This is a genomic window from Mesorhizobium sp. M0751 (assembly GCF_040320265.1).
In the GTDB taxonomy this organism is placed as follows: Bacteria; Pseudomonadota; Alphaproteobacteria; order Rhizobiales; family Rhizobiaceae; genus Mesorhizobium.
In genome coordinates this window covers 110,312-122,687 of record NZ_JAMYPH010000008.1, presented here as the reverse complement: position 1 = coordinate 122,687, position 12,376 = coordinate 110,312, and the positions used below count along the sequence as shown (strand labels likewise).

The window sequence follows — 12,376 nt, the reverse complement described above, 5'->3', positions numbered from 1 at the left end:
CCCGGCTTCAATATCTAGTAGCAAGTTTCGCCGTGGTTAATAGCGGTAGTGTTCCGGCTTGAACGGTCCCTGCGGAGTGACGCCGATATAGGCGGCCTGTTCGCCGGACAGTTCGGTCAGGCGGGCTCCGAGCTTGTCGAGATGCAGGCGCGCGACCTTTTCGTCGAGATGCTTCGGCAGGACATAGACCTGGTTTTCGTACTGGCCGGGCTTGGTGTACAGCTCGATCTGGGCCAACACCTGGTTGGTGAAGGACGCCGACATGACGAAGCTCGGGTGGCCGGTGGCGTTGCCGAGGTTGAGCAGACGGCCTTCCGACAAAAGGATCATCCGCTTGCCGTCCGGGAAGGTGATCATATCCACCTGCGGCTTGATGTTGGTCCATTTCAGGTTGCGCAGCGAGGCCACCTGGATCTCGTTGTCGAAGTGACCGATGTTGCCGACGATCACCATGTCCTTCATCAGGCGCATATGGTCGAGGGTAACGACGTCCTTGTTGCCGGTGGTGGTGATGACGATGTCGGCCGTCGGCGCCGCTTCTTCGAGCGTGACCACCTCGAAACCGTCCATCGCCGCCTGCAGCGCGCAGATCGGATCGACCTCGGTGACCTTGACGCGGGCGCCGGCGCCCTTGAGCGAAGCCGACGAGCCCTTGCCGACGTCGCCATAGCCGCAGACGACCGCGACCTTGCCGGCCATCATCGTGTCGGTGCCGCGGCGAATGCCGTCGACCAGCGATTCCTTGCAGCCATATTTGTTGTCGAATTTCGATTTGGTGACGGAATCATTGACGTTGATCGCCGGGAACGGCAGCAGGCCTTTTTTCTGCAACTGATAGAGCCGGTTGACGCCGGTCGTCGTCTCTTCGGTGACGCCGCGGATCGCTTCCTTCTGCTTAGTGAAGAAGCCGGGCGATGCCTGCATGCGCTTCTTGATCTGGGCAAACAGGATCTCTTCCTCTTCGCTGCCCGGATTGGACAGCACATCCTCGCCGGCCTCGGCGCGGGCGCCGATCAGGATGTACATGGTGGCATCGCCACCGTCGTCGAGGATCATGTTGGAGGTGCCGCCATCGGCCCATTGGAAGATCTTGTCGGTGTAGACCCAATAATCCTCCAGCGTCTCGCCCTTGACGGCAAACACCGGAATTCCGGCCTCGGCAATGGCCGCGGCAGCGTGGTCCTGGGTCGAGAAGATGTTGCAGGAAGCCCAGCGGATATCGGCGCCGAGCGCCTTAAGCGTTTCGATCAGCACCGCCGTCTGGATGGTCATGTGCAGCGAGCCGGTGATGCGCGCGCCCTTGAGCGGCTTCTTGTCGCCGAATTCCTCGCGGCAGGCCATCAGGCCCGGCATTTCGGTTTCGGCGATCTCGATCTCCTTGCGGCCCCAGCCGGCAAGCGCGATGTCTGCGACCACATAGTCCTTGCTACCCGTCATGGCAGTGCTCCGATGCGAATTGATTGCGGGACGCGCCCGCCCCGAAGGCGTGCCGGAGGGCGCGAGTTGCCGGCCTGACTAGCAGATCGAGAGTCGGACGACAATGGGATATAAAGAAATCTTTATCCGTGCATGTCTTAAGCGGCGACCAACACGTCAGCATTCCTCGCCAAAACGGGAAGCAACCAGTTGCTCCAGCGCATCGATGACCTCTTCGGCCTCCGGGCCGGTGGCGGTGACGCGGATCGAATAACCGGGGCTCGCCGCCAGCATCATCAGGCCCATGATCGAGGTGCCGCCGACCTTGACCCCGTCCTTCTCGACCTGGACCGTGGCGTTGAAGCCGCTGGCAATTTGAACGAACTTGGCAGAGGCGCGCGCGTGCAGGCCGCGCTGGTTGACGATCGGAAAGTCGCGAACGATCTTGTCCTTTTCCGGCAACAGCGCACTCATTTACTGCTCAGGAGCTGACTGGCGACGTTGATGTATTTGCGGCCGGCAGCCTGCGCCTCATCCAGCGCGGCCGTCATGTTGTCGCCTTTGCGAACGCTGGACAGCTTGATCAGCATCGGCAGGTTCATGCCGGCAATGACCTCGATACGGCCGGATTCCATCACTGAAATGGCGAGGTTGGAGGGCGTGCCGCCGAACATGTCGGTCAAAACGATGACGCCTGATCCGGTATCGACGCGGCCGACTGCGTCGATAATGTCGCGGCGGCGCTGTTCCATATCGTCGTCGGCACCGATCGCCACGGTCTCGAAATTGTCTTGTGGCCCAACGACATGTTCCACGGCATTGCGGAACTCGGCGGCCAGTTGACCGTGCGTTACAAGCACGAGTCCGATCATTCTTTGGTGGCTCCCGTCATGGCCGCTTCACAGGCGCATTTTATGCTCGCCGACCGTTCCAGGTGGCGGGAGCGCTATCTTGTCGACGCAAGGCCCGTTGACAAGCCCAAAATTGCGCCGGCCCCGGCCAATTTGACGCATTGCAGCAAAAAATCGAAATCGGATCACAGGAAAGGCGCAATCGACAGGCGCGACATCACTGCCGGCAAGGCCGCCGCTACATTGCGCCCGGCAAGATCGATGCGCGGCACCGGTACGCCGAAAACGAGCTCGCTGCAGTCTTCCTGGAAGCGGGCCATTTTGCCGGCTGGCGCCAGCCGGACAATGAGGTCGATCACGCAGCTTGGCTCGAACCGTATCGGTTTGGGGCCGAATCCCGGCACCTCGACGAGGCCGGCGATGCTGGCTGGTGCGCGGCAGACCAGCCGCCCCTCGCGATCGGCGGCATAGAGCTGGTCATCGCTGATCAGCCGGGAAAACAGCCCGCGCTGGCTGCAATGATCGATCAAGGCGAGCGCCAGCGTCGTCTTGCCCAAGCCGGACGGTCCGGTGATGAGAATGCCGCGGTCACCTATCAGAATCGCGGTGCCGTGAATGTTTTCAGGCTGCACAATAGGACCAGGCGTGATTGGAATTCATCGGTCAGCCTTCGGCCGGCAGCGTCACCACGAAGCGCGCGCCCTTGATCTCGCCAGGCTTGGTGCCCGGGATGTTCTCGGCGCTCAGCGTGCCGCCATGGGCTTCAACGATCTGCCTGGATATCGACAGGCCAAGGCCCGAGTTCTGGCCGAACGCCTCGCCGGCCGGCCGATCGGTATAGAACCGCTCGAAAATGCGATCGATGTTATCGGCCCGGATACCGGGTCCATTGTCGTCGATGGTAACGATGTTGAACTTGCCGGCGCGCGCCAGCGATATGGTGATGTGGCCACGTTCTTCGGGGACGAACGAGCGGGCATTCTCGATCAGGTTGGTGATCACCTGGCCGATCCTCAGATCATGGCCGACGACGAAGTAGCCTTTCACGCCCTGCGGCAGTTTGGCGACCTTGAATTCGATCTCGACCGCCTTCTTGTTGCGTGTGGCCTCGCGCGAGACGGCGACCAGATCGGTGATGAACTTCTTGACGTCGACGGGTCCCGCGTCTTCCCGCGCCAGCTCGGCGTCGAGACGGGAGGCATCGGAAATATCGGTGATCAAGCGGTCCAGCCGTCTCACATCGTGCTGGATAATGTCCATCAGCCGGCCACGCGAATTGTCGTTCTTGGCCAGCGGCAATGTCTCCACCGCGCTGCGCAGCGAGGTGAGCGGGTTCTTCAACTCGTGCGAGACGTCCGCGGCAAAACTTTCGATCGCCTCGATGCGGGCGTAGAGCGCATTGGTCATGTCGCGCACGGCGATCGACAGATTGCCGATCTCGTCCTGGCGGTCGGAGAAGTCGGGGATTTCCTCGCGGTTCTTGACGCCGCGGCGAACCCTGACCGCCGCCGCCGAAAGCCGGCGCAGCGGGTTGGCTATGGTGGAGGCCAGCAGCATCGACAGGATGGCGGTAACCAAGGCGGCAATGCCGAACACGCGCAGGATCGCCTTGCGCTCGGCCGCAACGATCTTGTCGATGTCGCCGCCTTCGGTCGACAGCATCAGCACGCCGAGAACGGCACGGAAGCGCTGGATCGGTACCGCCACTGAAACGATCTGCTCGCCCTGCTCCGAGATCCGCACGATCGTCGACGGACTGCCGGTAAGCGCCTTGACCACTTCCGGAAACGCGGCGCCGTTGCCACCGGGCTGCTCGCGATAGACAGGCAGCTGCTTGTTGCGAAAGAAATCGAAGACGAATTTCTGGATGCGCTCCAGAAGGTCCGGCTGCTCCTCTTCAACCGGCGGCAGGTCGTAGCGAAGGATCTGGCCGCGCGAATAGAGATGGCGGGAATCGAGCAGCAGGTTGGCGTCGCGGTCGTAAATGCGGGCACGTGTGCGCGTCGGCGAGATCAACCGCCTGAGCACCGGCGCCACGCGCTCCGGATTGATCGGGAAATCGAGGTTGTCGAGCTGATCGGAGCCCGGGCCGAGACTTTCGCCGGCCTGCAACTCGAGCAGCTTCTCCGGATCGATGCTGATCGAATCGGTCTCGACCGTGGCCGAGGCGGCAATCGCGCCGGCAATGATCTCGCCCTGGGTCATCAGGCTCTCGACACGGGCGTCGATCAGCCCGTCGCGAAAGGTGTTGAGGTAGAGAATGCCAGTGACCAGGACGGCAAGGCCGGCAAGGTTGAGAAAGAGGATGCGCCGCGTCAGGCTGGAAAAGATGTGATGGCCGAGAAACCGGCGCATCGGCACCGTAATTTTCGACACGAAGGCGGGCAGAATCCGCGGCGGGCGCCTGGCGGCGCCCGACCGTCTCACTCGCTCTACTTCCACTGCCATCGAATAGCAGCTCCCGCTTAGTCTTTAGTTTGATGCATGTCGTTGCCCCAAAACCGGGACCACTTTTGGGCGACATGCATTAGCGTTTTGATGCATGTCGTTGTCCCAAAAACCGGGACCACTTTTGGGCGACATGCATCAACTCATGCTTCGCGGAACCGATACCCGACTCCGTAAAGGGTTTCGATCATTTCGAAGTCATCATCGACGGCCTTGAACTTTTTGCGGAGCCGCTTGATGTGACTGTCGATGGTGCGGTCATCGACATAGACCTGCTCATCATAAGCCGAATCCATCAGCGCATCACGGCTTTTTACGACGCCTGGACGCTGGGCCAGCGAATGCAGGATGAGGAACTCGGTGACGGTCAGCGTCACCGGCTCGCCCTTCCAGGTGCAGGTGTGGCGCTCCTGGTCCATGACAAGCTGGCCGCGCTCAAGCGACCGGGCCTGCTGGTTGGGCGCCTTGGCCGCCGCCTCGCGGGTGCTGGCGCGGCGTAGCACGGCGCGCACGCGTTCGACCAGAAGACGCTGCGAGAAGGGTTTACGGATGAAGTCGTCGGCGCCCATCTTGAGGCCGAACAGTTCATCGATCTCGTCGTCCTTGGAGGTCAGGAAGATCACCGGCAGGTCGGATTTCTGACGCATCCGGCGCAGCAGCTCCATGCCGTCCATGCGCGGCATCTTGATGTCGAGGATGGCGAGGTTCGGCGGGCGCGCCGCCAGTCCCTCCAGCGCCGACGCCCCATCCGTGTAGGTTTCGACTCGATAACCCTCGGATTCGAGGGCGATCGAAACCGAAGTCAGAATGTTGCGATCGTCGTCGACAAGCGCGATTGTTGCCATTTCAAGCGGCTCCCTCATGAGCTGTCCCTTCTTTCGTCGAGAAGGGGCTTTTGCAGGACAAATTAGGTACAAAATGTGGCATAGGCTGTATCCGCTGTCACGCGCGGCATGTCGGCGGCCACAATTGTACCTCGATATGGATTGGACGAATGAACATCGCCAATCCTTGGGCAACCATCAGTGTTTTTGCACATATAAACGATTTAAACAACTTTCAAAATATTTAAATCGATTAATGATTTGATATCATTCGCCTTTTCTGGTTTTGACGTTTTTAGCTCCTGCAATGGGGGTTCCGGAATTCGCCGGTAAAGACGCGGTAAATCGAAGAAGGGACACCCATGTCGGAAGCCGGCAAACGCAATCCTGCATGCTCGATCGATCGGATCGGCCTGAGAACCACGGGCGTGGTGCGCTATAATTTCGGCGCGGCCGCGCTCTACGAGGAGGCAATCCGCCGTGGCGAGGCCCGACTCACCGCGCATGGCGCGCTTGCCGCCGAGACCGGACAGCACACCGGCCGCTCGCCCAGGGACAAATTCGTGGTGCGCGACGAAAGCACCGCGCCGCATGTATGGTGGGACAACAACAAGGCGATTTCGCCGATCCAGTTCGATACGCTGCTTGCCGATTTTCGCGCCCATGCGGCTGGAAAGGACCTTTATGTGCAGGACCTGGTCGGCGGCGCCGACGAGGAGCTGAAGCTGCCGACCAGGGTGATCACGGAGCTTGCCTGGCACTCCTTGTTCATCCGCAATCTGCTCATCCGGCCGGCCGCCGCCGAACTCGAGCATTTCATGCCCGATTTGACGATCATCGACCTGCCGTCGTTCCGTGCCGATCCCGCCCGTCACGGCACGCGTGGCGAAACGGTGATTGCCGTCGACCTTTCGCGCATGATCGTGTTGATCGGCGGTACCTCATATGCCGGCGAGATGAAGAAGTCGGTGTTCACCGTGCTCAACTATCTGCTGCCGGCAAAAGGCGTGATGCCGATGCATTGCTCGGCCAATGAAGGGGCCGCCGGCGACGCGGCCGTTTTCTTCGGCCTTTCAGGGACCGGCAAGACGACGTTGTCGGCCGACCCGTCGCGCACGCTGGTCGGCGACGACGAGCATGGCTGGGGACCGCACGGCATCTTCAATTTCGAAGGCGGCTGCTATGCCAAGACGATCAAGCTTTCGGCCGAAGCCGAGCCGGAGATCTTCGCCACCACCCAGCGCTTCGGCACGGTGCTGGAGAATGTGGCGCTCGACGCCGGCCGCGTGCCGGATTTCGACGACGGCGGGCTGACCGAAAACACACGCTGCGCCTACCCGCTCCACTTCATCCCCAATGCCAGCAAGACGGGGCGCGCCAGCCACCCGAAGAACATCATCATGCTGACCGCCGACGCATTCGGTGTGATGCCGCCGATCGCGCGGCTCACCCCGGCGCAGGCCATGTATCATTTCCTCTCCGGCTATACCGCCAAGGTGGCGGGGACCGAGAAGGGCGTTACCGAACCGGAAGCGACATTTTCGACATGCTTCGGCGCACCGTTCATGCCGCGGCATCCGTCGGAGTACGGCAATCTGCTGCGCGAATTCATCGCCCGCCACGGTGTCGATTGCTGGCTGGTCAACACCGGCTGGACCGGCGGCGCCTACGGCACCGGCAAGCGAATGCCGATCAAGGCAACGCGGGCGCTGCTTGCGGCGGCGCTCGACGGCTCGCTGAAAGCGGCCGACTTCCGCACCGACGCCAATTTCGGTTTCGATGTACCGGTGACTGTTGCCGGCGTCGACCGCGCCATTCTCGACCCAAGATCGACCTGGATCGACAAGCTCGCCTATGACCGGCAGGCGGCAAGGCTGGTCGGCATGTTCGTCGACAATTTCGAAAAGTTCGAAGCCCATGTCGACGCCACCGTGCTCGGCGCCGCACCACGCATGCAGGTCGCGGCTGAATAGCCGCCCCTGGTGATGCTTCGAGGCCCGGCTTCGATCGGGCCTTTTCTTTTTTCGCCTGCCGCGCCATGACTGCGGCATGAACGCCGACGACAAGATCATCATTACCGACGATACGGTGATTAATCCGGGCGACCTGCACGAGGACTTCATCCGTTCGTCGGGGCCAGGCGGCCAGAACGTCAACAAGGTGGCGACGGCGGTGCAATTGCGCTTCGATGCCGCCAATGCGCCGGGCCTGTCGGAGCGGGTGCGCGAACGGACCATCAAGCTCGCCGGCCAGCGCGCCACCAAGGACGGCGTCATCGTCATCGAAGCCGGACGCTTCCGCACGCAGGAGCAGAACCGGGCGGACGCCCGGGCGCGGCTGACGGCACTGGTCGCCAAGGCCGCCGAACCACCACCACCGCCGCGCAAGAAGACCAGGCCGTCCAAGGGCGCGGTCGAAAGACGGCTCAAGAGCAAGGCCGGGCGCGGCTCGATCAAGAAAATGCGCGGCCGGGTCGAGGATGACTGACAGCCGAAGCGGCTTCGGATCTCAGATCGCCGGTTAAAGCACGCAGCCACCGTCGGAAGCGGCTTTCGGGTCGCCGTTTTCCTTTGACGGTGGCATTCTGATTTTCCAGACCAACGGATCAAGCGACGCGATGCTCGTACTGCCCAAAGGCGTCCGCCACATGCCCGGCTACCTGTCGCGCGCCATGCAGGAAGTGCTGGTGGAAGATATCAGGCAGGTCGTGCAGGAGGCCCCGCTGTTCGTGCCGGCGATGCCGCATACCGGCAAGGAGATGAGCGTGCGCATGACCAATTGCGGCCCGCTTGGCTGGGTCACAGACAAGGAGCAGGGCTATCGCTACCAGCCGACCCACCCGGTGACCGGAAGGCCTTGGCCGCCGATCCCGGAGATGCTGCTCGAACTGTGGCGGGATGTATCTGCCTATGCGCACCCGCCGGAGGCCTGCCTGGTCAATTTCTATTCGCAGGATGCCAAGATGGGTCTTCACCAGGATCGCGACGAGAGCGATTTCTCCGCGCCTGTCGTCTCGGTCTCGCTCGGCGACGATTGCCTGTTCCGGGTCGGCCAGACGACGCGCGACGGCGCCACCAAATCATTCAGGCTGAAGAGCGGCGACGTCGTCGTGCTTGGCGGCGAAGGCCGGCTCTGCTTTCACGGCGTCGACCGTGTCTACCCGTCGACCTCGGCATTGCTCAGGAGTGGCGGCCGCATCAATCTGACGCTGCGACGGGTGACGATGCCGAAATAGGCCGTTCGGGTGGCTGGTGGCCCGGGCGGACATAATCGTCGCGCAGATAGATGCGCTCGGTCTCGTCCTCGACAAGAATGCGGTAGTGCGCCAGGATGGCGTCAAAGCCAAAACGCCCCATCAGTTGGCTTGTCCACATTGTGTTGTTTTTCTTGAAGACGACGACATCCGGGCGCAGACGCGCGAACTCTTCGCGTTTGCTTTCGACGTAGCGTACCATGATGGCCTGGTAATGGATGGCTTCGGCGGTGTCACCCGAGAGGGCTGCCTGCCGGGACAGGGAAAGTGCGAACGCTCCAAGCCAATCGCTGACGTGGGTCGAAACGAATTGCCCATCGATCATACGGTTCAAGGGATGTCCCGAGGAAATATCCGAACTGACCAACGCCACGGTCGGTCGATCGGTGGCGGCGCGAATGGCGGCAACCAGCGCCGGCCCTGGTTTCTGGGTGCTCCAGTACGGCAAGAAGGCGATTGCCACCGCCGCCAGGGCCCAAGCTCGCGAAGGTGCCGTCACGAACGCCAACAGCTTCGACGGCTGCTGCACGATCCTGGGCACCGCCAGCAGGCAGAAAATGGCCGCCACGGCGCAAAAGATCGCGGGATAGGCATGATAAGAATAGCCTTTCGCTTGGTAGAACAGCGGAAACATGCCGGCGATCGATGCCGCCAACGCCACCGCCGCCAGCTCTGGAAACCGCCCGGCAGGCCACAGCCACCAGATCAGGAAGACAAGGAAACACCATGGGAAACCGTAGCCGGTCACAATCGGCCAAAAGATGCCGATCTTTCCATAAACATCCGCCAAGAGGGGATAGACGTCGCGCAGGAACTCCGGATGGATGAGCGTGATGGTGCTGAGATAGACAATGCAGATGGCGCCAATAACCCAGTGTTCCGGGGCGAAGATCGGTTTCAGACTGCGCCGGCGCACTGCAACGACCAACGCCGGCGCCAACACCATGATCGCATAGTAGGGCTTGACCAGCAGCAGAATGCTGCCCGACAGACCGGCGAGTAAGGCAAGCCCGATGCTTGGTTGGGCAGCTGCGTCTCTGCGCGCGCGCCAGGCATGAAGCGCAAGCAGCGGCATGAAAAGCGCCGTGCCGATATGCTCCCGCTCGCTGAAGGCGTTGCCGGGGAAGATCACCAACATTGCGCAAAACGCCGGCCCCAGTGCAAACAGCGATGCAGTTTCAGTGAAACCCGCGCGCTTGACGATCACACCCGAGAGCGAAAGTCCGATGAGCACGGCAAGATAAGTCCAGGCCTCAACCAGGATTTCCGGGGCGGTGCCCAGCAATCTGGCCGCAGCCACTGGCGGCAGATAGAGCCAGACGCTGAATGGAGGATTGGTCTCGTAGATTTGGGAGTAAAGCCGCTCACCGGACAGCATGCGCTCGCAGACCGTGATCAGCCAGCTGGTGTCGGTAACAGTTCCCCAACGTTGCTGCCAGACGATCGAGAAGACCGTGACGGCGGCAATGGCCAGGACATTACGGCTAGGAAGCAGCGACGCCGCGATATCCCGGCCGCGCCACCGGCTCAAGCGGCCAATGTCGTTCGAGACGCTCATGATGTTGCACCGAGGCTCTCGAGATCGAGCCATATGTCGTCGAGCGGAGCGATTGGATCCAGCCGTGCCATGGTTTCTGGAAGCCTCCTCAATCGGTTTGGAGCGGCGCGGCCGCCGTATAACGAAGATAGACAGTGATTTCCGGCTCGGCGTGCAGCAGACGATAGTCGGCCAAAGCGGCAGCGATCCGCTTGTCCTGCAGCATCTGGGCAGTCCACGCGGGCGAGCCTGACAGCACGATGTCGGGTTTCTTCGCTGATATCTCGGCGGCGTTTTCGCCGATCACCCGATCGCGGATGCTTTCAAGTTCCCGTCTCCGTTCGAGATCGCCGGTGACGAGGGCGAGCGTGTCCGCGTTGGAGACCGCCCAGGCGCTCGGATGGCGTGATATGAACCTGCCGCCGACAAGCCTGGCGAGGGGATGGGCAACCTGCATCTGGTCGGCAATCGACATGATGGTCGGGGCTTCGACCGTTGAGCGGATCGCGGCGACAGAGCGCCCGATCGGGCCGTTGTCCGTCGTCAGCGCCGCGTACTGTGCCCTGACCGCTATTTGCAGCACCAGCACGCAACCGAAGATCAGGGCGGCCTTACGAACGACGCCTGCACTGCCGAATGTGCCGAACCGCAGCAGCTGGATGCCAAATGCAAGTGTTGCAACAACGACCATCGGCAGCGCGTGATTGGGCCAACCCTTGCCCATGATGATGAAGGCTGGAATGAACCCCAGTGCGGTCAGAAGCGGAATCCTGACGTCCCAGCTCGTCTTTCTCAGGCCGCCGGCCGCAAGCACGGTGGCGACGGCCAGAAGCAGCACCACTTTCGGCCAGTTTGCCAGCATATCGGCGGCAGAGGCCCTCAACGGAAGATAGACCTCCCTGACCAAGGGCAGGACGTCGCTTAAATAGGCGCGGTCGAAGAGCGCGATGGATGCCGCATAGGCGGCCACGATCGCAGCGCCAAGCAGGTTCTCTGCGACGACGAGCGGTCTCAGCGACCGCCTTTCAAGCGCAAGACAGAGCGACGGCAACATGAAGGCCAGCACAAAATAGGGCGGCTTGACCATGACCACGACCGCCGCGCCAAAGCCCGCGACCATGTGCTCCAGGCGCGAGCCTGCGCTGAAATCCGGGTTTCGCTGACGTGTGCATTGCAACGCCACCCAAGGCAGAATGGCAATTAATGCGAAGTGCTCGCGTTGGCCGAATTGATCCGGCATGAAACACAGGATCAAAAACAGGGCCGCCGCTGCCGCCAACAGCGCATGGGGCTGCCGGTAGACCGGTTCATCGCGCGCCAGAATGCGGACGGACACGAAAAGACTGGCCAGGCTCAGACAAACGACGCCAAGCGTCAGCCAGAATTCCGCACGGATGCCGGTGAGCTTTTCCAGGAGCATGAACGGCATGTAGAGCCAGATCGAGAAAGGTGGGTTGGTCTCCACAATGTCGGTGTTGAGCCGCTCTCCGCCAAGCAGGCGATCGCAGACGACCAAAAGCCATGACACGTCGACATTGGTCGGAATTGCAACGGTGGATAGCCAGACGGCGTATGTGACGACCAGGCTGGCCAGCAGCAGCGGAGCACCCGCTACGCCCACAAACGGCGAGAAGCGGTTGGCGCCGGGCAGCAGTTCACTGACGGATCGCGCGCTAGAGACCACGAAACACCCACCGCCCGAGGACGACATAGTTGATGACCGGCACGGCAATGCAGGTAAGCAGGATCGGGATTGCGGCCGGGACGCCAAGCATCTGGGTCAAAAGCCCCGGCAGGGCGATCGCGACGGCGAGACCGGAAGCAGTGAGCAGGAGGAAGCGAGGCAATTCCATTGCGTGGCTGCCGCCCGAGGTAAAGGTGAAATATTTGTGCCCGGTGTAGGAGAACAGCGCGGCGACGGCGTAGGCCGCAAACGATGTGAGCGCCGCCGGCAGGGCCGCCGTTGCCTGTCCACGCGACAGCAGGAAAGCGCAAACGGCGTAGATCAGCGTCGACGCAATGCCAATCATCGCAAAGCGCGATAGTC

At 61.8% G+C, this 12,376-nt stretch carries 12 protein-coding genes; 3 read left to right on the top strand and 9 right to left on the bottom strand.

All coding sequences use genetic code 11. The features are described 5' to 3' along the window. Positions 1–36: 36 nt before the first annotated feature. The 6 genes from ahcY to NKI19_RS15060 all read right to left on the bottom strand — a co-directional run bounded on the left by ahcY (position 37) and on the right by NKI19_RS15060 (position 5,560). Entirely contained in the window at positions 37–1,437 is a 1,401-nt protein-coding gene (ahcY, locus tag NKI19_RS15085; protein ID WP_352490457.1) for an adenosylhomocysteinase, read from the bottom strand. Positions 1,438–1,593: 156 nt separating this feature from the next. After that, entirely contained in the window at positions 1,594–1,890 is a 297-nt protein-coding gene (locus NKI19_RS15080; RefSeq protein WP_023677551.1) for an HPr family phosphocarrier protein, read from the bottom strand. Then, complete coding sequence (locus NKI19_RS15075; RefSeq protein ID WP_254815942.1) at positions 1,887–2,288, bottom strand: PTS sugar transporter subunit IIA; 402 nt, start codon at positions 2,286–2,288, stop codon at positions 1,887–1,889. The genes NKI19_RS15080 and NKI19_RS15075 overlap by 4 nt, the downstream gene beginning before the upstream one ends. A gap of 164 nt (positions 2,289–2,452) precedes the next feature. Then, positions 2,453–2,899, bottom strand: a complete 447-nt coding sequence (locus NKI19_RS15070) for an HPr kinase/phosphorylase (protein WP_352490458.1) — start codon at positions 2,897–2,899, stop codon at positions 2,453–2,455. Positions 2,900–2,930: 31 nt separating this feature from the next. Then, complete coding sequence (locus NKI19_RS15065; RefSeq protein WP_352490459.1) at positions 2,931–4,715, bottom strand: sensor histidine kinase; 1,785 nt, start codon at positions 4,713–4,715, stop codon at positions 2,931–2,933. Positions 4,716–4,858: 143 nt separating this feature from the next. Further along, positions 4,859–5,560, bottom strand: a complete 702-nt coding sequence (locus tag NKI19_RS15060; RefSeq protein ID WP_023677547.1) for a response regulator transcription factor — start codon at positions 5,558–5,560, stop codon at positions 4,859–4,861. Positions 5,561–5,901: 341 nt separating this feature from the next. Between NKI19_RS15060 and NKI19_RS15055 the strand changes: the two genes are divergently transcribed. The 3 genes from NKI19_RS15055 (at position 5,902) to NKI19_RS15045 (ending at position 8,774) form a co-directional block, all read left to right on the top strand. Next, positions 5,902–7,512 carry a phosphoenolpyruvate carboxykinase gene (locus NKI19_RS15055; protein WP_352565665.1) on the top strand — a complete coding sequence of 537 codons (1,611 nt, stop codon included), beginning with the start codon at positions 5,902–5,904 and terminating at the stop codon, positions 7,510–7,512. A gap of 76 nt (positions 7,513–7,588) precedes the next feature. Next, positions 7,589–8,026 carry an alternative ribosome rescue aminoacyl-tRNA hydrolase ArfB gene (arfB, locus tag NKI19_RS15050; RefSeq protein WP_352490462.1) on the top strand — a complete coding sequence of 146 codons (438 nt, stop codon included), beginning with the start codon at positions 7,589–7,591 and terminating at the stop codon, positions 8,024–8,026. Between the two features lie 130 nt (positions 8,027–8,156). Next, positions 8,157–8,774, top strand: coding sequence for an alpha-ketoglutarate-dependent dioxygenase AlkB family protein (locus tag NKI19_RS15045; protein ID WP_352490463.1), 618 nt, complete (start codon positions 8,157–8,159; stop codon positions 8,772–8,774). Here the strand turns inward: NKI19_RS15045 and NKI19_RS15040 are convergent. From NKI19_RS15040 to NKI19_RS15030, 3 genes are all read right to left on the bottom strand, one after another. Beyond that, a complete protein-coding gene (locus NKI19_RS15040) occupies positions 8,737–10,170 on the bottom strand; it encodes a hypothetical protein (protein WP_352565663.1) in 1,434 nt (477 codons plus the stop codon). The two genes, NKI19_RS15045 and NKI19_RS15040, sit on opposite strands and share 38 nt — an antisense overlap. A 268-nt stretch (positions 10,171–10,438) precedes the next feature. Then, complete coding sequence (locus NKI19_RS15035) at positions 10,439–12,013, bottom strand: hypothetical protein (RefSeq protein WP_352490465.1); 1,575 nt, start codon at positions 12,011–12,013, stop codon at positions 10,439–10,441. After that, a complete protein-coding gene (locus NKI19_RS15030; RefSeq protein WP_352490466.1) occupies positions 12,003–12,359 on the bottom strand; it encodes a GtrA family protein in 357 nt (118 codons plus the stop codon). The genes NKI19_RS15035 and NKI19_RS15030 overlap by 11 nt, the downstream gene beginning before the upstream one ends. Positions 12,360–12,376: the final 17 nt, after the last annotated feature.

Excerpts from the sequence above, each read along its gene's own strand:
- ahcY (WP_352490457.1), bottom strand. The coding sequence starts at position 1,437 with ATGACGGGTAGCAAGGACTATGTGGTCGCAGACATCGCGCTTGCCGGC.
- NKI19_RS15080 (WP_023677551.1), bottom strand. The coding sequence starts at position 1,890 with ATGAGTGCGCTGTTGCCGGAAAAGGACAAGATCGTTCGCGACTTTCCG.
- NKI19_RS15075 (WP_254815942.1), bottom strand. The coding sequence starts at position 2,288 with ATGATCGGACTCGTGCTTGTAACGCACGGTCAACTGGCCGCCGAGTTC.
- NKI19_RS15065 (WP_352490459.1), bottom strand. The coding sequence starts at position 4,715 with ATGGCAGTGGAAGTAGAGCGAGTGAGACGGTCGGGCGCCGCCAGGCGC.
- NKI19_RS15060 (WP_023677547.1), bottom strand. The coding sequence starts at position 5,560 with ATGGCAACAATCGCGCTTGTCGACGACGATCGCAACATTCTGACTTCG.
- NKI19_RS15055 (WP_352565665.1), top strand. The coding sequence starts at position 5,902 with ATGTCGGAAGCCGGCAAACGCAATCCTGCATGCTCGATCGATCGGATC.
- arfB (WP_352490462.1), top strand. The coding sequence starts at position 7,589 with ATGAACGCCGACGACAAGATCATCATTACCGACGATACGGTGATTAAT.
- NKI19_RS15045 (WP_352490463.1), top strand. The coding sequence starts at position 8,157 with ATGCTCGTACTGCCCAAAGGCGTCCGCCACATGCCCGGCTACCTGTCG.
- NKI19_RS15040 (WP_352565663.1), bottom strand. The coding sequence starts at position 10,170 with ATGCTGTCCGGTGAGCGGCTTTACTCCCAAATCTACGAGACCAATCCT.
- NKI19_RS15030 (WP_352490466.1), bottom strand. The coding sequence starts at position 12,359 with ATGATTGGCATTGCGTCGACGCTGATCTACGCCGTTTGCGCTTTCCTG.